A 21,124-nucleotide genomic window follows, 5' to 3' on the forward strand; every position below is an offset into this window, starting at 1 on the left:
TTACTCCCCTCCTTCCTCGGTGTCGGTCTTCGGGGTCGTCCCCGGGAAGTTCGAGAGACGGTCGTACGCGTCGGTGATGTCGCCCGTGTTGCCCTTCTCCTCGAGCGACTCGAGGTACGCGTCGTAGTCGTCCTGAGAGACGACCTTGACGTTGAAGAGCATCATCGAGTGATACTCACCGCAGAGCTCGGCACACTTGCCGGCGTACTCGCCCTCACGGGTGGGGATGAACGACCAGGAGTTGTCCTTCCCGATGAACATGTCCTTCTTGTAGAGGAAGTCGATGATCCAGAAAGAGTGGATGACGTCGCGCGACTGCAGGTCGATCGTGACCTTCTTGTCGACCGGCAGAACCAGCGTCGGCAGCTGCGACTGATCGATGTTGCCTTCGGCGTCGGGCTGGGCCTGGATGCCCATCGTCCACACGGCGTCGGAGTTGTCTTCCTCTTCACCGTCGTACTGGAAGTCCCACGCCCACTGCTTGGCGATCGCGGTGATCTCGACGTCGGGCTCGTCCCACTTGGCCTCGATCTCGGTCTGATCACGAGCGGTGAAGAAGAACATACCCAGCACGAGGATGAGCGGCACGATCGTGTAGAAGATCTCGATCGGCATGTTGTAGCGCATCTGCACCGGGAGGCCGGTCTGGCCCTTGCGGCGACGGTACGCGATCGCGGCCCAGGCCATCAGGCCCCAGGTGATGATGCCGACGGCGAGAAGCACGATCCAGGAGTTCACCCAGAGCGAGGAGACGCGCTCGGTCTGATTGGTGGCTGCGGGGCCACCCTCCACGAAGCCCGGAAGAAAGCCGTTCAGCTCGGTGGGAGAACATCCCGCCAGGGCCAAGGCTGCCACGACTCCCACAGGGAGTGCGGCCCAACGAAGGCTGCGTTTCGAGGGCACGATGCACCTTTCAGATCGCGAACAGAGCACACCCAAGTCTAGGGCAACCTCACACCTGATTCATGCCAACCACGCAGGTTCCGAAAGCGGAACGGCCGCCGTCACCCATGGTGACGGCGGCCGTTCGGCAGACGGACGATCAGTGGAAGCTGTCGCCGCAGGCGCAGCTGCCCGCTGCGTTGGGGTTGTCGATCGTGAACCCCTGCTCGGAGATCGTGTCCTTGAAGTCGATCGCCGCACCGTCGAGGTACGGGACGCTCATGTTGTCGATGATCACCTCGACGCCGTCGAAGTCGACGGTCTCGTCGCCTTCGAGGTAGCGCTCGTCGAAGTACAGCTGGTAGATCAGGCCCGAGCATCCGCCGGGCTGCACGGCGACGCGAAGACGGAGATCGTCGCGGCCTTCCTGCTCGAGGAGGTTCTTCACCTTGACGGCGGCAGCGTCGGTCAGGGTGACGCCGTGTGCGCGGGTGGTCTCTGGGGAGAGTGTGGTGTCGCTCATGTCGCTCCTTGTGACGGGCCGCAGGGGCACGGCTTCTCGGACGATTCTACCGCCGCAGATCCTGTGAGGCTCAGAGTTCTGCAGCATTCATGCGGGTGAGCAGCAGCGCCTCGGTCGCGACCGCATGGCGGAAGGTGTCGAGGTGCAGCGACTCGTTGGGGCTGTGCGCCCGCGAATGCGGGTCCTCGACACCGGTGACGAGGATCTGCGCGGCCGGGAACTCCCGCACCAGGTCGGCGATGAACGGGATCGAACCGCCGACGCCCAGGTCCACCGGCGGAACCCCGTAGCCGTCGTGCATCGCGTCGCGCGTGAGCTGCACCGCCCAGCCGCTGGTGTCGACGAGGAAGCCATCCCCCAGGTCGACATCCGAGAAGGTGAGCTCCGCGCCGAACGGAGCGTGAGCCCGCAGGTGGCTCTCGAGGGCGTCATACGCGGCCTGCCCCGTCTGCCCGGGCGCGACACGAGCGCTGATCACGACCGTGACCTCGGGAAGCAGGGTGTTGGATGCCGCCGCCACGCTCGTCGCGTCGATGCCGATCACCGTCACCGCGGGCTTGTTCCAGATCCGGCTGAGGATCGTGCCGTCACCGATCGGAGTGGTGCCGGGCAGGAGCCCTGCCTCGTCACGGAGTGTCGCCTCGGTGTAATCGGGAGTGGGCGCATCGCGCTCAGTCATCCCCGCCACCGCCACCGATCCGTCGGAGTTCCACAGCGTGGAGAGCAGCTTCACGGTCGACATCATCGCGTCGGGCACCGCTCCCCCGAACATCCCCGAGTGGGACGCGTGATCGAGGGTGCGCACGCGCAGCGTGAAGCGCGCGTTCCCGCGAAGCGAGACGGTGAGGCCCGGGGTGACCGAATCCCAGTTGCCGGAGTCGGCGACGACGATGGCGTCCGCGCGGAGCGCCTCCTTGTTGTCGGAGAGGAACTGAGCGAAGGAACGAGACCCGTACTCCTCCTCCCCCTCGATGAACATCGCGATACCGAGGTCGAGGTCGTCCCCCAGCACCTCGTGTACGGCTCGGATCGACGCGATGTGCGCCATGATCCCCGCCTTGTCGTCTGCGGCGCCGCGTCCGTACAGACGCCCGCCACGGACCGTCGGCTCAAACGGCGGGGTCTCCCAGAGGGCGTCATCACCGGGAGGCTGCACGTCGTGGTGCGCGTAGAGCAGGATCGTCGGCTTGCCGTTGCGGGCCGCGCGCGTGGCGAGGACTGCCGGCTGTCCCTGCTCATCGGTGCCCGGGATCGCGGCACGGAGCACACGCACCTCGTCGAAGACACCGGTGTCCGAGGCCAGCGCAGCCACGGCTTCCGCGCTGCGCTCCAGCTGGGTCTGATCGAACGCGGGCCAGGCCATTCCCGGGATGCGCACGAGGTGGCCGAGGTCCGACAACGCGGAGGGGATACCGGTCGCCACAGCCTCGAGGACGGCGGCATCGGGCTCACGGGGAGGAACAGGAGAGGTCATGCGAGTAATCTTAAGGTGATCCCCCGCAGCGAACCGAGGAACTCCGTGGCCACTACCCCTGTCTCCCCTTCGACGAACGACGACGCCCCCGAGACGCCCGCCGTCTGAAAGGGGCGCGCGACGCCGACCCGTGCGGAGCAGGAGGCTGCCCGCCGCCGCCCCCTGGTCGCCAACACCAAAGAGGCCAAAGCCGCCGCCAAGGCCGAGCTCAACGAGCGCCGAGCCAAGGCACAGGCCGGCATGGCCGCCGGCGAGGAGAAGTACCTCCCCGTCCGCGACAAGGGGCCTCAGCGCCGCTGGGTGCGCGACTACGTCGATGCGGGCTGGCACCCGGCCGAGTTCGTGATGGGCGTCATGGTGCTGGTCATCCTCGCCTCGCTGCTGCCCACGAACATGATGATCTCGTTCTACGCGTACCTGGTGATGATGGGCTACCTGGTGATCGCGATCGGCGGCATGGTCCTGCTGGCCATGCGGGTCAAGCGCAAGGCTGCGGCGAAGTTCGGCAAGGAGCGTCTCGAGCGCGGTCTCGGCTGGTACGCGGCGATGCGGGCCCTGCAGATGCGATTCATGCGCTTGCCGAAGCCGCAGGTCAAGCGCGGGCAGTACCCCGACTGATCAGTCCCCTGTTGATCTCGCGGCCCCAGAACGGACCGCGGTACAGGAACGCCGTGTAACCCTGCACGAGAGTGGCGCCGGCTTCCAGACGCTCCTGCACGTCTGCAGCGGTCTCGACACCGCCGACCGCGATCACGCAGAAGTCGGCGGGAACCGCGCCTCGCACGACGCGCAGCACCTCGAGCGAGCGCTGCTTCAACGGCGCCCCCGACAGACCACCGGCGCCGGCGGCCTCGACCTTCGCCGCATCCGAAAGCAGGCCGTCTCGGCTGATGGTCGTGTTGTTCGCGATGATGCCGGCGAGTCCTTCGACCACTGCCAGCTGCGCGATCGCTGCGATCTCCTCGTCCGGAAGGTCCGGGGCGATCTTCACGAGCAGCGGCGTGGCACCGGAGGCCTGCTTGACCGCCCGCAAGAGCGGGGCGAGGGTCTCCACCGCCTGCAGCCCGCGCAGCCCCGGCGTGTTGGGAGACGACACGTTCACGGCGAGGTAGTCGGCGAGCGGGGCGAGACGAGTCGCGGAAGCCACGTAGTCGGCCGTCGCGTTCTCCACGTCCACCACCCGACTCTTGCCGATGTTGACGCCGACCACCGTGTCGGGCGCTCCACGGCGCAGACGGGCCAGACGGCGCGCTGCCGCGTCCGCGCCCGCGTTGTTGAAGCCCATCCGGTTGATGACGGCACGATCGGCGATGAGACGGAACAGACGCGGCTTGGGGTTGCCCTCCTGCGGGATCGCGGTGAGCGTGCCGACCTCCACGTGCCCGAAGCCGAGAGCTGCCAGGCCCCGCACCCCGACCGCGTTCTTATCGAACCCGGCCGCGATGCCGAACGGCGAGGGGAAGGTGAGACCGAGAGCCTCGACACGCAGCGATGGGTCCGGGTGCGTCATGGCACGCGTCACCCAGGAGAGGGGGCGCACGCCGAGAACGCGGATCACCGCCATGCCGGCGTGGTGGGCGAACTCGGGGTCGAAGCGCGAGAGGACAGCGCGGAAGAGCAGCGGATACATCCCTGCCAGATTACCGCTCCGCGGACTCCTGCTTCGTGTGGTCGGCCCGCAGATCGGTGATCGCTGCCTCGAAGTCCTCGAGCGAGTCGAACGCCTGGTAGACGCTGGCGAAGCGGAGGAACGCGACCTCGTCGAGCTCACGCAACGGGCCCAGGATGGCGAGACCGATCTCGTTCGCGTCGAGCTGCGAGACACCGGTCTGGCGAACCGCCTCCTCCACACGCTGCGCGAGGATCGCGAGGTCGGCCTCGGTCACCGGCCGCCCCTGACAGGCCTTGCGCACGCCGGAGATGACCTTCTCGCGGCTGAACGGCTCCATGACGCCGGAGCGCTTGATGACGTTGAGGCTCGCCGTCTCGGTCGTGGTGAACCGGCCCCCGCATTCCGGGCACTGGCGGCGGCGTCTGATCGACAGCCCGTCGTCGCTGGTGCGCGAGTCGATGACACGGGAGTCGGGATGACGACAGAAGGGGCAGTGCATCTGACCGATCCTACGCCGTGAAACGCGCCTCGATCGCCTCGCCGTGTGCCGGGAGCACCTCGGTTTCGGCGAGGGCCACGACACCGGCGCGAACGACTGACAGCGCCGCGCGATCATACGAGATGACCTGCTGCGGGCGCAGGAACGTGTAGGACCCGAGACCGGGCGCATACCGCGCCTGACCACCGGTCGGGAGCACGTGGTTGCTTCCCGCCATGTAGTCACCGAGGCTGACGGGAGTCTGGTCGCCGACGAAGACGGCACCCGCGCTGGTGAACGCCGCCGCCGCATCTGCGGCGTCGGCGAGGTGCAGCTCGAGGTGCTCCGGAGCGTAGGCGTTGCTGAAAGCCGTCGCCATGGCACGGTCGTCGACGAGGACGATCGCGGATTGCGGACCGCTCAGAGCCGCCCCGACACGCTCGCTGTGGCGTGTGACCGCCGCCATCCGCTCGACCTCGACGGCGACCTGATCCGCGAGCCCGGCAGCATCCGTCACCAGGACGGCGGAAGCCTGTTCATCGTGCTCCGCCTGGCTGACCAGATCCGCAGCGATGAGTCTCGCATCGGCATCGGCATCGGCCACGACGAGGATCTCGGTCGCACCGGCCTCGGAATCCGTCCCGACGACGCCGGCGACGGCCCGCTTCGCAGACGCGACATAGTTGTTCCCCGGGCCGGAGACCACGTCGACGGGGTCGAGGCCGAGCGACGGAACGCCATGTGCGAAGGCGCCGATCGCGCCGGCTCCCCCCATGGCGTAGACCTCGGTGACGCCCAACAGGGCGGCGGCCGCAAGGATCGTCGGATGGATCCGACCGCCCTGATCGGCCTGCGGTGGAGACGCCAGAGCGATCTGCTCGACGCCCGCCACCTGCGCGGGAACCACGTTCATGATCACGCTCGACGGGTAGACCGCCTTGCCGCCGGGAATGTAGACGCCCACGCGGTGCACGGGCTGCCACCGCTGCAGAATGCGCGCCCCAGGGCCGATCTCGGTGGTCTGAGGCGCCGGCACCTGGGCCTCGGACCCACGGCGCACGCGCACGATCGCCTCTTCGAGCGCAGCGCGGACGGGGGGCTCGATGGATGCGAGGGCGTCGGCGATGTGCGCGGCGGGAACCCGCACCTCGTGGCCCGTCACCCGGTCGAACTGCTCCGCCTGCTCACGGAGAGCGGCCTCACCGCGAACGCGCACGTCCTCGACGATCCGGGCGGCGGTGTCGAGCGCCTCCGCCCGAGCCTGCGTGGCGCGCGGCACGGCCGCGAGCATGTCAGCGGGCGAGAGCTCGCGCCCCCGCAGATCGATCGTGCGCATTTCAGCCCTTCGAGATGTCGGAGATGTCGTGGAGGTAGCCGATCCGTCCGTCGTCATGTCGGACGACGTACGCACCTCCACGGTCCTCGATCACGAGGGCCCAGGCACTCGGCCCGATGCGGAACAGCGGTTCTCCTCGCTCGTCATGCACATCCCGTTCGGAGGCGGCGAGGATCCAGAACGGCTGCGCGGCGGGAGCCGCCTCGCGAGGATTCGTCGCGTCGAGATCAGCGTCGGCGTCGGCGAAGCCCTCGACGATGCGGGGCTCCGCTTCGGCCAGGACATCGCCGGTCTCGTAGGTCGCTGCGGTCTCGAGCAGCGACTCGATGCTTCCGGTGTCCGAGACGATCTCGGGCTCCTGTCCACGGGATCGACGGGAGTAGGCGGGCACATAGTCCTCGTCGGAGGCGTCCTGGTCGGTCCCGACGCCACCGCCGGAGGCATGCGCCGTGAGAGGTACCTGCTCCGCGAGGTCGAGTCGGGCGATCTCGTCAGTCGCCTGTCGCCCGGTCGTCTCGATGTCGAGGCCGGTCACCGGGGGCAGCCCTGACGCATCGACGGTGACCTCGGGCTCGGTGCTGCTGGGGGAAACGGTCGACTCGGCGACGGGAGCGGGCTCGGGGCGCGGGCGCGCGATGACCGGGCGCACCGGATTCGCATTGCGATGCGCGAGCGTGACGAGGCGGCCGTGGAAGTCCTCCTTGAGACCCGGAATGATCGGGGCGAAGACCGTGAGCACGACCAGCGCGAGAGACGTGATGACCATCCCCACGCCGTTCCACGGGAGCCCCCAGTAGCCGGTGGCGATCAGCCCGGAGATCGAGAGCCACAGATTCCCGACCCAGACGACGGCCGCGACGGAGAACGCCACGGAGGCGAACTGGTCGATGCCCAGCGAGCCCACTCGGCGGATGCCATCCGGCGAGAAGCGGCGCAGCACCAGCAGGAAGACGGCCACGGTGGGAAGCGCGATGGGGAGGATCCACTGGATACCGATCCCCCAGAGCGAGAGGCCGCCGGTCAGCGGGAAGAAGGACAGCACGAAGGCCACCACCCATACGCCCACGATCAGCAGTTCACGCAGCGTGAATCCGAGAATGCCGAATTCCGGAGTCACCTCGTCGTCGTAGAGCACGCCGTCGTCGTCGCTGAAGATCGAGTCCTCGGGGTCCGACTCGGGAAGGTCGGGTTCGGAGGTGTCCGTACTCATGGTGGTCCTTTCGTCACAGTGCTCGACGGGGGTGTTCGTCGTGCTGCCGACGGCTCACGATCCTACCCGCTCACCCCAGACAGGTGGGTCCGAGCAGTGACTTGAGGTCACCGAAGAGGTCTGCGGAGACCTTGACCGGCATCGGCACTTCGAAGACCTTCGCGGTCCCCCCTCGATGCACGCGGAGCAGCACTTCGGTATCGCCGTTGTGGCGGCGAAGCACCTCGGCGAGCTCGGTCATCACCCGCTCCGTCGCGCGCTGCTCGGCGAGGACGAGCGACAGCGGACCCGCCGCATCGAACGAGCCGATGTCGGGCGCGAACGCCGATTGGGCGTGCAGGTTGAGCCCGTCGTCACGTCGGGAGACTCGTCCGCGGACAGCGAGGATCGCATCCTGCTGCAGCGTGTGCTGGAACTCGGTGTAGGTCTTCCCCATGAACATCACGGTCACCTCGCCGTTGAAGTCCTCGACCGTGATCATGCCGTAGGGGTTTCCGCTGGCCTTGGCGACGCGGTGCTGCACGCTGGTCACGAGTCCGGCGACCGTCACCTGATCGCCGTCCTGAAGGTCCTCGGAGTTGTTGAGGTCGTGGATCGAGATCGACGCGTGCTTGGCCAGCGGGACCTCGAGGCCCGCGAGCGGGTGATCGGAGACGTAGAGGCCGAGCATCTCCCGCTCGAAGGCGAGCTTGTCCTTCTTGATCCACTCCGGGCGGGCGGGCACCTTGGCGGGAGCTGCCTCTTCCATGCCGTCGTAGAGGCTGTCGAAATCGAAACCGATCGCTCCCTGGGCCTCATTGCGCTTACGGTCGACGGCTGCCTCGACCGCGTCCTCGTGTACCTCCATGAGAGCCCGCCGCGAGTCCCCCATCGAGTCGAAGGCACCGGCTTTGATCAGCGATTCGACGGTGCGCTTGTTCGAGACGTGCAGAGGGACTTTGTCGAGGAAGTGATGGAACGAGGTGAACCGCTCGTCCTTTCGAGCCCGCACGATGCCGTCGACGACATTGCTGCCGACGTTGCGCACAGCGCCGAGACCGAAGCGGATGTCATCGTCGACGGCCGCGAAGTAGTTGATCGAGTCGGACACGTCGGGAGGGAGCACCTTGATGCCCATGCGACGGCACTCGTTGAGGTACAGCGCCATCTTGTCTTTCGAGTCACCGACGCTGGTCAGCAGTGCCGCCATGTACTCGGCGGGATAGTGCGCCTTGAGGTAGGCGGTCCAGTACGACACGAGGCCGTACGCGGCGGAGTGGGCTTTGTTGAACGCGTAGTCCGAGAACGGAAGCAGGATGTCCCAGAGGGCCTTGATCGCCGCCTCTCCGAATCCGCGCTGCTTCATGCCCCCCGCGAAGCCCTCGTACTGCTTGTCGAGCTCGGACTTCTTCTTCTTTCCCATCGCTCGGCGCAGGATGTCTGCTTGTCCGAGGCTGAATCCGGCCACCGCCTGAGCGATCGCCATCACCTGCTCCTGGTAGATGATGAGGCCGTAGGACTCCTCCAGGATCTCCGCCAGAGCCTCCTCGAGTTCAGGGTGGATCGGCGTGATCTCCTGTAGACCGTTCTTGCGCAGCGCGTAGTTCGTGTGGGAGTTCGCTCCCATGGGGCCAGGGCGGTAGAGGGCGATGAGGGCCGAGATGTCACCGAAGTTGTCGGGCTTCATGAGGCGCATCAGCGAGCGCAGCGGCGGACTGTCGAGCTGGAAGACACCCAGGGTGTCGCCGCGCGCGAGCAGTTCGTACACCCCGGGATCATCGAGGCCGAGGTGCTCGAGGTCGAGCTCCTCGCCACGGTTCGTGCGGATGTTGTCGAGCGCGTCGGAGATGATCGTGAGGTTACGGAGCCCCAGGAAGTCCATCTTGATCAGGCCGAGCGACTCGCACGACGGATAGTCGAACTGCGTGACGATCTGACCGTCCTGCTCCCGCTTCATGATCGGGATGATGTCGAGCAGCGGGTCGGACGACATGATCACGCCGGCGGCGTGCACGCCCCATTGACGCTTCAGACCTTCGAGACCGAGCGCGCGGTCGAAGACCGTCTTCGCCTCGGGGTCGGTCTCGATCAGCGCACGGAACTCGCTCGCCTCTTTGTACCGCGGGTGCGCCGAGTCGAACATACCGTCGAGGGGCATGTCCTTGCCCATGACGGGCGGCGGCATCGCCTTGGTCAGACGCTCCCCCATGCTGAACGGGAAGCCGAGCACGCGGCCCGCATCCTTCAGCGCCTGCTTGGACTTGATGGTGCCGTAGGTGACGATCTGGGCGACGCGCTCCGAGCCGTACTTCTCCGTGACGTAGTCGATGACCTCGCCACGACGGCGATCATCGAAGTCGACGTCGAAGTCGGGCATCGAGACGCGGTCGGGGTTCAGGAAGCGCTCGAAGATCAGGCCGTGCTCGAGGGGGTCGAGGTCGGTGATCTTCATCGCGTACGCGACCATGGAACCGGCACCGGAGCCACGTCCGGGACCGACGCGGATGCCGTTGTCCTTGGCCCAGTTGATGAAGTCGGCGACGACCAGGAAGTACCCGGGGAAGCCCATCTGCAGGATGATGCCGGTCTCGTACTCGGCCTGCTTGCGCACCTTGTCGGGGATGCCACCCGGGTACCGGTAGTGCAGGCCCGCCTCGACCTCTTTGATGAGCCAGCTGTCTTCGGTCTCGCCGTCCGGCACCGGGAACCGCGGCATGTAGTTCGCCGAGGTGTCGAACTCGACCTCGCAGCGCTCGGCGATCAACAGAGTGTTGTCGCAGGCCTCGGGGTGATCGCGGAACAGCTGCCGCATCTCCGCGGCGGTCTTGATGTAATAGCCGTCGCCGTCGAACTTGAAGCGGTTCGGGTCGTCCATGGTGGAGCCCGACTGCACGCACAGCAGAGCCTCGTGCGCATCGGCCTCGTGCTGATGCGTGTAGTGCGAGTCGTTGGTCGCGACCAGCGGGATGTTCAGGTCTTTCGCGAGGCGGAGCAGATCGGTCATCACCCGACGCTCGATGGAGAGACCGTGGTCCATGATCTCGGCGAAGTAGTTCTCCTTGCCGAAGATGTCCTGGAACTCTGCCGCCGCCGCCCGTGCCGCGTCGTACTGCCCCAGCCGGAGCCGCGTCTGCACTTCGCCAGACGGGCACCCCGTCGTCGCGATGATGCCCTTGCCATAGGTCTGGAGCAGCTCGCGGTCCATGCGGGGCTTGAAGTAGTAGCCCTCCATGCTCGACCGTGAACTGATCCGGAAGAGGTTGTGCATGCCCTGGGTGCTCTGGCTCCACATCGTCATGTGGGTGTAAGCGCCCGAGCCGGAGACGTCGTCGCTCTTCTGGTCGGGCGAGCCCCACTGCACGCGCGTCTTGTCGCTGCGGTGTGTGCCCGGCGTCATGTACGCCTCGAGCCCGATGATGGGCTTGATGCCCGCATTCCGCGCCGCGTTGTAGAACTCGAACGCCGCGAAGGTGTTGCCGTGATCGGTCACCGCGATGGCCGGCATGCCGTAATCGGCGGCAGCCTGGGTCATCGCATTGATCTTCGCCGCACCGTCCAACATGGAGTACTCGCTGTGCACATGAAGGTGGACGAAGGAGTCGGATGCCATGCCTTCGAGTCTACGGCTGAGCCCCGACACCGCAGGTCGGTGTCGGGGCTCAGCCTCGGCCGCTAGCCCTGGGGCGCGGAGTCCACGACGGAGGTGCGCACCGTGGTGACGGAGTCGACCGTGTCGCCTGCAGGTCCTCCGCTTCCGTAATTCTCCGAGATCGAGTCGACGAGGCCCTGCTCGGTATCGATCGCGATCTCCGTCGTCCGGTGGCCGGGAACGACGTACTGCAGCGTCGCCGTCGAACCCTCCTCCGCCACCACCTCGAATCCGGGGATCAGCGCGATCGCGAGGAAGAACGCCGAGCGCAGGTCGGCCGGCATCAGGTTGATCGCCGACGGGTCGCTGAGACTCGCCACGAGCCAGCGGTCCCCCTCCTCCCCCGTCATCCCCGACTGCGCGCGGAGCCAGTCGAGCAGCTTCTGAGGATCCCTCGGCATCTCGGAGTAGTACGGACGGTATCCGTCCGCCAGGTACGGCATCGGCGGTTCGTCGCCTCCCACGGCGAGGTACTCGCCCGCCGGGAGCGTCTCGATCGTGCCGCGTCCACGAATCGCGGAGCCGGGCGAGGATGACCACTCCCGCACCGCCTCCGCGCCACGGGGTCCGAAGGAGTCCACGACCTCGGAGGAGCCCCAGTCGTAGAACCAGTCACCGGCCCGGTCGGCCGGGACGTAGAGCACGCGCGTGTCCCGCTCCAGCACGGCGGCGTCGGCACCGTCTCGCGAGACGTTGAACGCGAACGTGTTCTCGTCATCGTCATCGGCCCATTCGGCCTTCCAGAAATGGAGGTACTCACCGACGGTCTCGATCCGCAGGTACTGGCCGGCGACGAGTGTCGTGTCCTGCGCATCGAACGTCACCGCTGACGCACGCTCCAGCACTTCGGCTGCGGCCGCGTCGGGTGCGTCCGGTGGCGCGATGACAGAGCCGACCACGATCGTGGCCACGGCCGCTCCGGCCACGAGACCCCCGAGACCGATGCCGGCCCATGTGCGTCGTCGCGACGACCTCGCGCGCTCCGGACGCGCACTCCGCGCCATCTCTCGCGTCAACGCCTGCCGCGCTGCGAGAACGGTGTCATCATTCACACGGGACTCATCGATCCCGATCTCACGAACTTGTTCCATAAGCTGCATCGCTCTCCTCCTTCGCCATCCATGTCAGTCGAGCTGCTCCGTGCGAACCGGGCGGCGCGAGCTTGCGACGAACGCGATTCAGTCGGGACCGAACGGTTCCGACCGGCACGCCCAGCGCAGCGGCGATCTGCTCATACGTGAGATCGCCCCACGCATGCAGCAGCAAGGTGTCGCGATCCTTCGCCGCGAGGGTCGCGATCCGCGGGGCCAGCGCCCGCAGAGCGGCATCGGCATCGATCCGCGACTCGGATGCGACCTGCGGAGTCTCCACGGCGACTTCCTCCGCTGATGCCGAGGCTTCGAACGCCCGCCACTGCCGCGCTTCCGCAGCACGATGGCTCTTCACCACCCTGGTCGCGATGCCGAGCAGCCAGGGCCGCGCCGACTCCGTCTCGAGGTCGAACGACGAACGCCGTCGGAAGGCGACGAGGAACGTCTCGCTCAGGACGTCGTCGACGGCGTCCGCCCCGACCCGTCGCCGGAGGTAGCCTCCGACGGGTCGGACGTGCCGCTCGAAGATCTCGGAGAAGACTCCGGGTTCTTCGAGCGACCGCTGGATGATCTCGCTGTCCGTGCTCACACTGAGTATTGGGGCGAATCGCGAAAACGGTTCACGCTTTCTTCGGAGCCTTTCGTGAAGCGCCCAGATCGAGCCGCATCAGCACCCGGGGGAACCCGTCGAGCACGGAACCCGTATCCGCTGCCTTCACGAACCCTGCGCTCTCGAAGAGCGCTCGCGTGCCGACGTACGCCATCGTCAGGTTGACCTTCTCCCCGCCGTTGTCGACCGGGTACCCCTCGATGGCCGGGGCGCCGCGCTCCCTCGCGTAGGCCACGGCACCGTCGATCAGCGCGTGGGAGATGCCCTGCTTGCGGTGTCCTGGCCGCACCCGGAAGCACCACAGCGACCAGACGTCCGAATCGTCGAAGTGCGGGATGAGACGGTTGCGCGCGAACCTCGTGTCACGCCGTGGATGCAGCGCCGCCCAGCCCACCGGCTCATCGTCGAGGTAGGCGATGACCCCAGGTGGCGGATCCTGATGGCACAGCTCGCGCACGCGATCAGCGCGCTGCGACCCGCGCAGCGCGACGTTCTCCTTGCTGCCGATGCGATAACTCAGGCAGAAACAGACGTTGGACGTCGGCTTCTTCGGGCCGACGAGCGTCGCGACATCGTCGAACTCCGTTGCTGGTCGAACCTCGATGCCCATGCGATCAGTGTGGCGCACGACGCAGACATCGCGTCGATGAAGCGCGGGCTATTCGCCGCGGAGCACGTCCAGCGCGTGCCGGAAGTCCTCGGGGTACGGCGACTCGAACTGCACCCAATCCCCCGTCGCCGGGTGCGTGAACGCCAGTTGGTGCGCATGAAGCCACTGCCGCGTGAGTCCGAGGCGGGCCGACATGGTCGGGTCGGCCCCGTACAGCGGATCACCGACGCACGGATGCCGGTGGGCGGCCATGTGCACACGGATCTGGTGCGTGCGGCCGGTCTCGAGATGGATCTCCAGAAGCGAAGCACCGGGGAACGCCTCGAGCGTCTCGTAGTGAGTGACCGAGGGCTTGCCGTCGGGAACGACGGCGAACTTCCAGGAGTGGTTCGGGTGGCGCCCGATCGGCGCGTCGATCGTCCCCGCGAGCGGGTCGGGGTGCCCCTGCACGACGGCGTGATAGATCTTCTCGACCGTACGATCCTTGAACGCCTGCTTCAGAACCGTGTACGCGTGTTCGGATTTCGCGACGACCATCAGACCGCTGGTGCCGACATCGAGCCGATGCACGACGCCCTGACGCTCGGGAGCGCCACTCGTGGCGACGCGGAATCCCGCGGCGGCAAGAGCGCCGACCACGGTCGGCCCCTCCCAACCGACCGACGGATGCGCCGCGACGCCGGTGGGCTTGTCGACCACGACGATGTCGTCGTCGTCATACACGATGCCGAGCTCGGGCACCGCGATCGGAATGATCTTCGGTGCTTCCTTCGGCTGCCACTCGACATCGAGCCAGCCGCCGCCGCGGAGGCGGTCGGACTTGTCGAGTGTCACGCCGTCCAACCGCACACCGCCTGCGGCGGCGACGTCGGCGGCGAAGGTGCGGGAGAAGCCCATGAGCTTCGCCAGAGCTGCGTCGACGCGAGTGCCGTCCAGACCGTCGGGCACCGGCAGAGACCGCGAATCCACGGTCAGCGTCCTTCGGATGCGGGAGCCGCATCCTCCGATGACGCATCGTCGTCGCTCGAGCGTCCTGTGCCTGCGGCATCCGTCGCTGCATCATCCGCGTCCGCGAATTCTGCATCCTTCTCGGTCGCGACCATAGCGGCCACAGCAGCCGCTTCGGCTTCTTCCTCGGTCTCGACGACAGCGTGGTCGCGCTCTCGCGTGCCGTCGAATCGGAGCCCGAACACGACGAGAAGGGCGACCGAGATCATTCCGGTCACGATGAAGACGTCTGCCACGTTGAAGATCGCGGGCATCATCCACGGCATCGAGATCATGTCGACGACGTGCCCCACGGGGAAACCGGGCTCACGAAGCAGCCGGTCCGTGAGGTTGCCCAGCACACCACCGAGCAGGCACCCGAGAACGACGGCCCACAGTCGGGACTTGATCCCGAACGCCTTCCAGATGATGATCGAGGCCACCACCGCGAGGGCGATCGTGAAGATCCACGTCACCTCGGACCCGAGCGAGAATGCCGCGCCGGGATTGCGGACGTAGTACAGCTGAAGGAACTCACCGAGAACCGGAACCGGCTCATGCAGGGGCAGGTTCTCGATCGTGAGGTACTTCACAAACTGATCGGCGGCCAGCACGAGCGCTGCGAGAATCGCAACGATCGCACCGGCCGCCGACCGACGAAGGGGCGGGCGTCCTGACAAGGGGCGCCTTACAGACCGATCGCGGAGACGGGCGTGGAGTCCGTGGATGCCGACTTCTCGTCGAGCTCGCGGAGCTGACCCTCGATGTAGCCGCGCAGCTGCGAGCGGTAGTCGCGCTCGAAGTTGCGGAGTTCGGTGATGCGGGCTTCGAGCGTGTTGCGCTCGCGCTCCAGGCGTGCCGACTCTTCGCGCTGCTTCGCCTCGGCCTCGGTGCGGATGCGGGCCACCTCGGTCTCGGCCTCGGCGATGAGCGCATTGCGCTTCGCCTCACCCTCGGCCACGTGCTCGTCGTGCAGACGCTGCGCGAGCTCGATGATGCCGGCAGTCGCGGTGGCGGAGCCGGTCGGTGCGGGCTCGGCAGCAACCTCGGCGACGGGCGCGGGGGCCTCGGTCGCGACGGGTGCAGCGGCGGGCGCGGCGGCCTCGGGGGCAGCACCGGACTCGTACGCGGCCAGCTTGGCCTTCAGCTCGACGTTCTCCTCGAGAGCCTTGCGCCACTCGATGACGATCTCGTCGAGGAAGTCGTCCACCTCGTCCGGGTCGAAGCCGTCCTTGAATCGGACGTGCTGGAACTGCTTGGTGACGACGTCATCCGGGGTAAGTGCCATGAGTGGCTCCTCTTTCGATGAGTTCGAATGCCAGTATCGATGTATGGCGTGGTCGTGATGTGGCGCGAACCCGGGGCGCGCACCTGGGTGCCAGCATAGCCCCCGCGCCTCAGCGCCGCGATGTCGCGACACCCAGAGAACACGAACTCGGGGCGTGCCCGACACACGGAGCGGGCGGAGTTCAGCGGATGAAAAGCCGCACGATGTTCATCAGGATCAGCACCACCAACAGGGTGAGTGTGAACCCGAAGTCGAGTGACAGCGATCCGATCCGCAGCGGTGGGATGAGCCTCCGGAAGAACCGGATGGGTGGATCGGTGACCGTGTAGACGGCCTCAGCGGCGACCAGACCGAAACCCTTCGGACGCCATTCCCGATTGAACATCGGGATGTAGTCCAGGATGAGGCGCGCGAAGAGCACGAAGATGTACAGCAGCAGCACCAGGTGGACGATGCTCGCTGCGACGGAGACCAGCTCCACGGGCTACGACTGGTCGAAGCCCGCAGACTCAGCGTCTGCGTGTGCGATGCCCCCGTGGCCCGAAACCGCGATGTTCTCCGGCGAGAGCAGGAACACCTTCGAAGTGACGCGCTCGATACGGCCGTACAGACCGAGGGAGAGCCCGCTCGCGAAGTCGATGAGGCGACGCGCGTCGGCATCGCTCATCTGGGAGAGGTTGATGATGACGGGGACGCCCTCACGGAAGCTCTCGGCGATCAGCTGTGCGTCGCGGTACTGCTTCGGGTGGACGGTGAGGATCTCGTTCACGGCTCCTGCAGACGGCTGGCGGACGGCGACAGGGCGGCGCAACGGCGTGACGGGGGCCGGTGCCGGCTCCTCGCGGTCACGGTCACGTTCGCGGTGAGCGCGGGCAGGAGCCTGCGCCTCTTCCTCATAGACCTCTTCCTCGTCGGCGAGGCCGAGATACACCATGGTCTTCTTCAGCGGGTTACCCATCGTGTCCTCCGGTTCGAACGTTTGGGGCTGGTCTTTTCACAGGTTAACCCCGGTCGGGCCGGGGTCCGGTGATTGCGGAGCCGATCCGCAGGTGTGTCGCGCCGGCGGCGATCGCCTCGGCGAAGTCGCCGGTCATCCCGGCCGAGATCCAAGTCGCGTCAGGGGCGGTGGCTCGGACGACGTCGGAGACGTCGCGCAGCCGAGCGAATGCGGCAGCAGGCTCCTCATCGAGAGGAGCGACAGCCATCACGCCGCGCAGACGCAGGGAGGGCAGGGCGAGCACATGCTCGACGAGACCGACCGCATCGGCGGGGGCCACGCCTCCTCTACCCGGATCATCCGTCAGGTTGACCTGCACGAGCACGTCGAGCACATCGTCGCCGTCGGCGGCTCTGTGCAGGGCATCGGCGAACCGGTCTCGGTCGACCGAGTGCACCACATCGGCGCTGCGACGGATGGCCGCCGCCTTGTTGGTCTGCCCCTGGCCGATGAAGTGCCAGGCCAGGTCGAGGGCGGCGAGCTCGGCCTGCTTGGCCGACAGCTCCTGCTGTCGGTTCTCGCCGACCGCGCGCACACCGATCGCATGCAGGTCGCGCACGAGCGATGCCGGGTGGAACTTCGTCACCACGATCCTGGTGAGCTCTTCTGGATCTCTGCCTGCGGCACGCGCGGCGGCGGCGATCCGTTCGTCGATCGCCGCCAGCCGCGCGGCCAGGCCCGATGGCTCCTGGCCGTCGACCGCCGAGGTCACTTCAGGAATTCGGGGATGTCGATGTCGTCGTCGGCGAAGGCCGGCTCGATGCTCGTGGCGGGCACCCGCTGGTGCACGGGCTCGGCCTGTGCGGGCTCGCTCTTCGTCTCGGACTCCTCCGGGAGGGACACCTCGGGAAGCGTCGCGGCCGACGGACGCGAGACCACCATCGGGTCGAGGCGCAGCGAGGGCTCTCCCCCATCGAACCCGGCGGCGATCACGGTCACGCGCACCTCGTCACCGAGGGTGTCGTCGATGACCGTACCGAAGATGATGTTCGCCTCGGGGTGCGCGGCCTCCTTGACGAGGTCGGCGGCATCGTGGATCTCGAAGATGCCGAGGTTCGATCCTCCCTGGATCGAGAGCAGCACACCGTGCGCACCCTCGATGGATGCTTCGAGGAGCGGCGACTCCACGGCGAGCTCTGCGGCCTTGATCGCACGGTCGGCGCCGCGAGCGGAGCCGATGCCCATGAGCGCCGAACCTGCGCCCTGCATGACCGACTTGACGTCGGCGAAGTCGAGGTTGATCAGACCCGGGGTCGTGATGAGGTCGGTGATGCCCTGGACACCGGCGAGCAGAACCTGGTCGGCGGTGGCGAAGGCCTCGATCATCGAGATGCCGCGATCGCTGATCTCGAGGAGACGGTCGTTCGGCACCACGATGAGGGTGTCGACCTCTTCCTTGAGCTTGGCGACACCGGCCTCCGCCTGGCTCTGACGGCGGCGACCTTCGAAGGAGAACGGCTTGGTGACGACACCGATGGTGAGGGCGCCGATGGACTTCGCGATGCGAGCGACGACCGGGGCGCCTCCGGTTCCGGTTCCGCCGCCTTCGCCGGCCGTCACGAAGACCATGTCGGCGCCGGTCAGGGCCTGCTCGATCTCCTCGGCGTGATCCTCCGCGGCGCGTCGACCCACTTCGGGGTCCGCGCCGGCACCGAGGCCGCGGGTGAGCTCACGGCCCACATCGAGCTTGACGTCGGCGTCGCTCATCAGCAGCGCCTGCGCGTCGGTGTTGACGGCGATGAACTCGACTCCGCGGAGACCGAGATCGATCATGCGATTGACGGCATTGACGCCGCCACCGCCGACGCCGACGACCTTGATCACGGCGAGGTAGTTCTGGTTCTGGCTCATGGCCGGCCTCCGATTATTCGAGCCTGGAAAGGGTGAACCTTAAACCTCAACTAGAGGTGTAAAGTATTTCCCGGTATTGCGTTCTCTTTGATCGAAGGTAAGCGCCGCCTGCCTGCGCGCGCGCAATCGCCTGGGCGTGTCGCGCCATTCCCCCGGGAAAGCCGTCGGCTCGACCTCGAAAGGCGTCAGCCGACGACGGCTACCTCAGGAGAAGTGACGTCGATGGAGGCGGCGTCCGGGTTCTTGACCATGGCTGCCGAGAGGGCGAGCGCCTTGAGCGCAGACTCCTCCGCACTTCCCCAGACCACGGTCAGCCCGGAATCGAGGGTCAGGGTCACATCGTCCGCTGTCGTCGCACGCACACCCGTGAGCGCAGCGCGGACATCTGCCGGCAGCGCGCGCACGACGAGACCCGCGCTCTGGAAAGCACGCGACTCGACGCCGCCGTCGACCTCGATCACCGGCTGTCCCGCCGGCTGATCGGACGTGGTCGAGAGAGCGACTCCCGCGGCATCGACGAGGGTGTACCCGGCACCCGATCGGATGACGCCGACCGGCGTGCGTTCCACGATCCGCACCGTGAGGTCGTGCGGAGGACGCGCTTCGAGTGCGTACGTCTCGATGAGCGGGAACGCCAGCAGCGCAGCCTTCACCTCGCTGGTGTCCACGAGCGCCAGTGGTGTGCCGAGCTGGTCGCCCAGGGCCGCCTCGATGGCGGCGGGGTCGAGGCTCGCGGCCCCGACCACGGAGATCTTCTCCACGGCGAACAGCGGGCTGTAGGCCGCCGCGACGCTCCCCCCGATCAGCAGGACCACGGCGCCGATGCTGCTCAGCCAGATGATCCGTCGACGCCGGGAGCGCTGCGTGAAGCGCCGGATCTCGGAGCGGAGAGCCTTACGTCTGGCCCGTGCTGCACGCCACACGTCCCTGGTCGAGGTCGGCTCCGGCTCGTCCGCGCCAGCAGCGTAGAATCCGTCGTGGGCCGGAGGCTCCGGCACCGACCCATCCGGTTCGGACCGCACCCCGCTGCGGTCGCTCCGCCGTCCGTGGCGTGCCCGTGCTTCTGACGCGTCGCCCTTCTCCACCGGGCTCTCCGGTGCGGACGGAAGCGGTGCGGGACGGCGCATCGTTACGCCTCGTCGGTCCGGCGCAGCGAATCCAGGACCTGCGGGATGATCTGGTAGACGTTGCCGCAGCCGAGCGTCACGACGAAGTCGCCGTCACGGGCCACCGCGGCGGTGTAGTCGGCCGCCTGCTGCCAGTCGGCGACGAAGTGCACATGCGACGGATCGCGGAACGCCGTGCTCACCAGCTCGCCCGTGACACCGGGGACGGGGTCTTCGCGAGCGCCGTACACGTCGAGCATCACCGTGTGATCGGCGAACTCCTCGAGGACGTCGGCGAACTCCTGATACATGTGCTGTGTGCGGGAGTAGGTGTGCGGCTGCTGGATCGCGATGATCCGTCCCGACCCCGCGATGCTGCGCATGGCCTCGAGCGCCGCCCGCACCTCCGTCGGATGGTGCGAGTAGTCGTCGTAGACCGTGACGCCTCGTTCGACGCCGTGCTGCTCCAGGCGGCGCACGGTCCCGGCGAAGCCCTCGACCGCGCGCACGGCGTCGACGAGCGGGTACCCGAGTGCTCGGAGCACCGCGACGACTCCGGCCGCGTTGATCGCGTTGTGCACGCCCGGGACCGCGAGCTGCATGCGCGCCTGCTCATCCCCTTGGCTGATGGTCGCGGCGACCGGTCCGGCCGCGACGATGTCGGTGACGCGCACGTCGGCGTTCTCCGCCTGGCCGAACGTGAGCACGTTCGGGTGGGACAGCCCTGCACCGACGCGGAGTGCACCGGCGTCGTCGCTCGAGATGACGACGGCTTCGGTGGCCGCGTCGGCGAACCGCACGAAAGCGTCGTGGAATGCCTCTTCCGAGCCGTAGTGGTCGAGGTGGTCGGGATCGACGTTGGTGATGAGCGCGACCGCGGTGTCGTAGAGCAGGAAAGTGCCGTCGGACTCGTCGGCCTCGACCACGAACAGGTCGCCCGTGCCCGTGGCGCTCGAGGTGCCGAGCTGCTCGATGACGCCTCCGTTGACGAAGTGCGGGTCGGCGCCCAGCTCACGCAGCGCCGTGACGATCATCCCGGTCGAGGTGGTCTTCCCGTGGGCACCGGCGACCGAGACCAGCCGCCGCGAACCGATCAGCCAATGCAGCGCCTGCGACCGGTGGATCACGTGCAGGCCGCGAGCCTTCGCCGTCACGAACTCGGGGTTCTCGGGCCAGATGGCGCCCGTGTGCACGACGGTGTCGGCATCACCGAGGTGGGCGGCGTCGTGGCCGACGTGCACGGTCGCCCCCGCGTCCGCCAGGGCACGCAGATTGTCGCTGTCCGCCCGGTCGCTGCCGGAGACGCGGATACCCGCGTCGAGGAACATCTTCGCGAGGCCGCTCATGCCGGAACCGCCGATGCCGATGAAGTGCGCAGCGGTGATCGTCTCGGGAATGGGGAGGGAGAGGTCGGGTCTGATCATGTCCGCTTCAGTCTACT

General features: G+C 67.3%; 20 protein-coding genes and 1 pseudogene. 1 reads left to right on the forward strand and 20 read right to left on the reverse strand.

The window, feature by feature from the left end; genetic code table 11:
- From coxB to OC372_RS05605, 3 genes are all read right to left on the reverse strand, one after another.
- On the reverse strand, window positions 1-903 hold the full coding sequence (gene coxB / locus OC372_RS05595) for a cytochrome c oxidase subunit II (protein ID WP_029261584.1): 903 nt from the start codon (window positions 901-903) through the stop codon (window positions 1-3).
- Window positions 904-1,042: 139 nt separating this feature from the next.
- Entirely contained in the window at window positions 1,043-1,405 is a 363-nt protein-coding gene (gene erpA / locus OC372_RS05600) for an iron-sulfur cluster insertion protein ErpA (protein ID WP_029261583.1), read from the reverse strand.
- Window positions 1,406-1,475: 70 nt separating this feature from the next.
- Window positions 1,476-2,879 (reverse strand): dipeptidase, encoded by a 1,404-nt coding sequence (locus tag OC372_RS05605; RefSeq protein WP_262001143.1) that lies wholly within the window; start codon window positions 2,877-2,879, stop codon window positions 1,476-1,478.
- Between the two features lie 45 nt (window positions 2,880-2,924).
- Here OC372_RS05605 and OC372_RS05610 point away from each other — a divergent pair.
- Window positions 2,925-3,497 (forward strand): annotated as a pseudogene (locus OC372_RS05610) (DUF3043 domain-containing protein).
- On the opposite strand, the gene OC372_RS05615 reads toward OC372_RS05610, so the two are convergent.
- The 17 genes from OC372_RS05615 to murC form a co-directional block, all read right to left on the reverse strand.
- A complete protein-coding gene (locus tag OC372_RS05615; protein WP_262001144.1) occupies window positions 3,472-4,509 on the reverse strand; it encodes a quinone-dependent dihydroorotate dehydrogenase in 1,038 nt (345 codons plus the stop codon). The pseudogene OC372_RS05610 and the gene OC372_RS05615 sit on opposite strands and share 26 nt — an antisense overlap.
- A gap of 10 nt (window positions 4,510-4,519) precedes the next feature.
- Entirely contained in the window at window positions 4,520-4,990 is a 471-nt protein-coding gene (gene nrdR / locus OC372_RS05620) for a transcriptional regulator NrdR (protein ID WP_105710179.1), read from the reverse strand.
- A 10-nt stretch (window positions 4,991-5,000) separates the two neighbouring features.
- Window positions 5,001-6,305 carry a histidinol dehydrogenase gene (hisD, locus tag OC372_RS05625; protein WP_262001145.1) on the reverse strand — a complete coding sequence of 435 codons (1,305 nt, stop codon included), beginning with the start codon at window positions 6,303-6,305 and terminating at the stop codon, window positions 5,001-5,003.
- 1 nt (window position 6,306) lies between these two features.
- Window positions 6,307-7,515 (reverse strand): hypothetical protein, encoded by a 1,209-nt coding sequence (locus OC372_RS05630; protein ID WP_262001146.1) that lies wholly within the window; start codon window positions 7,513-7,515, stop codon window positions 6,307-6,309.
- A gap of 70 nt (window positions 7,516-7,585) precedes the next feature.
- Entirely contained in the window at window positions 7,586-11,104 is a 3,519-nt protein-coding gene (gene dnaE / locus OC372_RS05635; RefSeq protein ID WP_262001147.1) for a DNA polymerase III subunit alpha, read from the reverse strand.
- Window positions 11,105-11,166: 62 nt separating this feature from the next.
- Window positions 11,167-12,195, reverse strand: a complete 1,029-nt coding sequence (locus OC372_RS05640; RefSeq protein WP_262001148.1) for a hypothetical protein — start codon at window positions 12,193-12,195, stop codon at window positions 11,167-11,169.
- 22 nt (window positions 12,196-12,217) lie between these two features.
- Window positions 12,218-12,823: an RNA polymerase sigma factor gene (locus tag OC372_RS05645; protein WP_262001149.1), complete on the reverse strand. Its 606-nt coding sequence runs from the start codon at window positions 12,821-12,823 to the stop codon at window positions 12,218-12,220.
- Window positions 12,824-12,854: 31 nt separating this feature from the next.
- Window positions 12,855-13,454, reverse strand: coding sequence for a GNAT family N-acetyltransferase (locus OC372_RS05650; RefSeq protein ID WP_262001150.1), 600 nt, complete (start codon window positions 13,452-13,454; stop codon window positions 12,855-12,857).
- A gap of 48 nt (window positions 13,455-13,502) precedes the next feature.
- Window positions 13,503-14,423 carry an RluA family pseudouridine synthase gene (locus OC372_RS05655; protein ID WP_262001151.1) on the reverse strand — a complete coding sequence of 307 codons (921 nt, stop codon included), beginning with the start codon at window positions 14,421-14,423 and terminating at the stop codon, window positions 13,503-13,505.
- Window positions 14,424-14,425: 2 nt separating this feature from the next.
- A complete protein-coding gene (gene lspA, locus OC372_RS05660; RefSeq protein ID WP_262001152.1) occupies window positions 14,426-15,121 on the reverse strand; it encodes a signal peptidase II in 696 nt (231 codons plus the stop codon).
- Between the two features lie 8 nt (window positions 15,122-15,129).
- Window positions 15,130-15,729, reverse strand: a complete 600-nt coding sequence (locus OC372_RS05665) for a DivIVA domain-containing protein (protein WP_105710187.1) — start codon at window positions 15,727-15,729, stop codon at window positions 15,130-15,132.
- Between the two features lie 181 nt (window positions 15,730-15,910).
- Window positions 15,911-16,210 carry a YggT family protein gene (locus OC372_RS05670; RefSeq protein ID WP_029261567.1) on the reverse strand — a complete coding sequence of 100 codons (300 nt, stop codon included), beginning with the start codon at window positions 16,208-16,210 and terminating at the stop codon, window positions 15,911-15,913.
- A 3-nt stretch (window positions 16,211-16,213) separates the two neighbouring features.
- Window positions 16,214-16,687 (reverse strand): cell division protein SepF, encoded by a 474-nt coding sequence (locus tag OC372_RS05675; protein ID WP_029261566.1) that lies wholly within the window; start codon window positions 16,685-16,687, stop codon window positions 16,214-16,216.
- 43 nt (window positions 16,688-16,730) lie between these two features.
- The gene (locus OC372_RS05680) at window positions 16,731-17,438 is read right to left on the reverse strand and encodes a YggS family pyridoxal phosphate-dependent enzyme (protein WP_105710188.1); all 708 of its coding nucleotides are present in this window, start codon (window positions 17,436-17,438) and stop codon (window positions 16,731-16,733) included.
- Window positions 17,435-18,577 (reverse strand): cell division protein FtsZ, encoded by a 1,143-nt coding sequence (gene ftsZ, locus OC372_RS05685; RefSeq protein ID WP_029261564.1) that lies wholly within the window; start codon window positions 18,575-18,577, stop codon window positions 17,435-17,437. Before ftsZ ends, OC372_RS05680 begins: the two co-directional genes overlap by 4 nt.
- A 185-nt stretch (window positions 18,578-18,762) precedes the next feature.
- Window positions 18,763-19,575: an FtsQ-type POTRA domain-containing protein gene (locus OC372_RS05690; protein ID WP_262001153.1), complete on the reverse strand. Its 813-nt coding sequence runs from the start codon at window positions 19,573-19,575 to the stop codon at window positions 18,763-18,765.
- Between the two features lie 131 nt (window positions 19,576-19,706).
- Window positions 19,707-21,107 (reverse strand): UDP-N-acetylmuramate--L-alanine ligase, encoded by a 1,401-nt coding sequence (gene murC, locus OC372_RS05695; RefSeq protein WP_262001154.1) that lies wholly within the window; start codon window positions 21,105-21,107, stop codon window positions 19,707-19,709.
- Window positions 21,108-21,124 lie beyond the last annotated feature (17 nt).

The sequence above is a fragment of the Microbacterium sp. Mcb102 genome (genome assembly GCF_024519805.1).
Taxonomy (GTDB): Bacteria; Actinomycetota; Actinomycetes; order Actinomycetales; family Microbacteriaceae; genus Microbacterium.

What these genes read in the sequence shown, in the direction of transcription:
- erpA (WP_029261583.1), bottom strand. Translation starts at nt 1,405, where the DNA reads ATGAGCGACACCACACTCTCCCCAGAGACCACCCGCGCACACGGCGTC.
- OC372_RS05605 (WP_262001143.1), bottom strand. Translation starts at nt 2,879, where the DNA reads ATGACCTCTCCTGTTCCTCCCCGTGAGCCCGATGCCGCCGTCCTCGAG.
- OC372_RS05615 (WP_262001144.1), bottom strand. Translation starts at nt 4,509, where the DNA reads ATGTATCCGCTGCTCTTCCGCGCTGTCCTCTCGCGCTTCGACCCCGAG.
- nrdR (WP_105710179.1), bottom strand. Translation starts at nt 4,990, where the DNA reads ATGCACTGCCCCTTCTGTCGTCATCCCGACTCCCGTGTCATCGACTCG.
- hisD (WP_262001145.1), bottom strand. Translation starts at nt 6,305, where the DNA reads ATGCGCACGATCGATCTGCGGGGGCGCGAGCTCTCGCCCGCTGACATG.
- OC372_RS05630 (WP_262001146.1), bottom strand. Translation starts at nt 7,515, where the DNA reads ATGAGTACGGACACCTCCGAACCCGACCTTCCCGAGTCGGACCCCGAG.
- dnaE (WP_262001147.1), bottom strand. Translation starts at nt 11,104, where the DNA reads ATGGCATCCGACTCCTTCGTCCACCTTCATGTGCACAGCGAGTACTCC.
- OC372_RS05650 (WP_262001150.1), bottom strand. Translation starts at nt 13,454, where the DNA reads ATGGGCATCGAGGTTCGACCAGCAACGGAGTTCGACGATGTCGCGACG.
- OC372_RS05665 (WP_105710187.1), bottom strand. Translation starts at nt 15,729, where the DNA reads ATGGCACTTACCCCGGATGACGTCGTCACCAAGCAGTTCCAGCACGTC.
- OC372_RS05675 (WP_029261566.1), bottom strand. Translation starts at nt 16,687, where the DNA reads ATGGGTAACCCGCTGAAGAAGACCATGGTGTATCTCGGCCTCGCCGAC.
- ftsZ (WP_029261564.1), bottom strand. Translation starts at nt 18,577, where the DNA reads ATGAGCCAGAACCAGAACTACCTCGCCGTGATCAAGGTCGTCGGCGTC.
- murC (WP_262001154.1), bottom strand. Translation starts at nt 21,107, where the DNA reads ATGATCAGACCCGACCTCTCCCTCCCCATTCCCGAGACGATCACCGCT.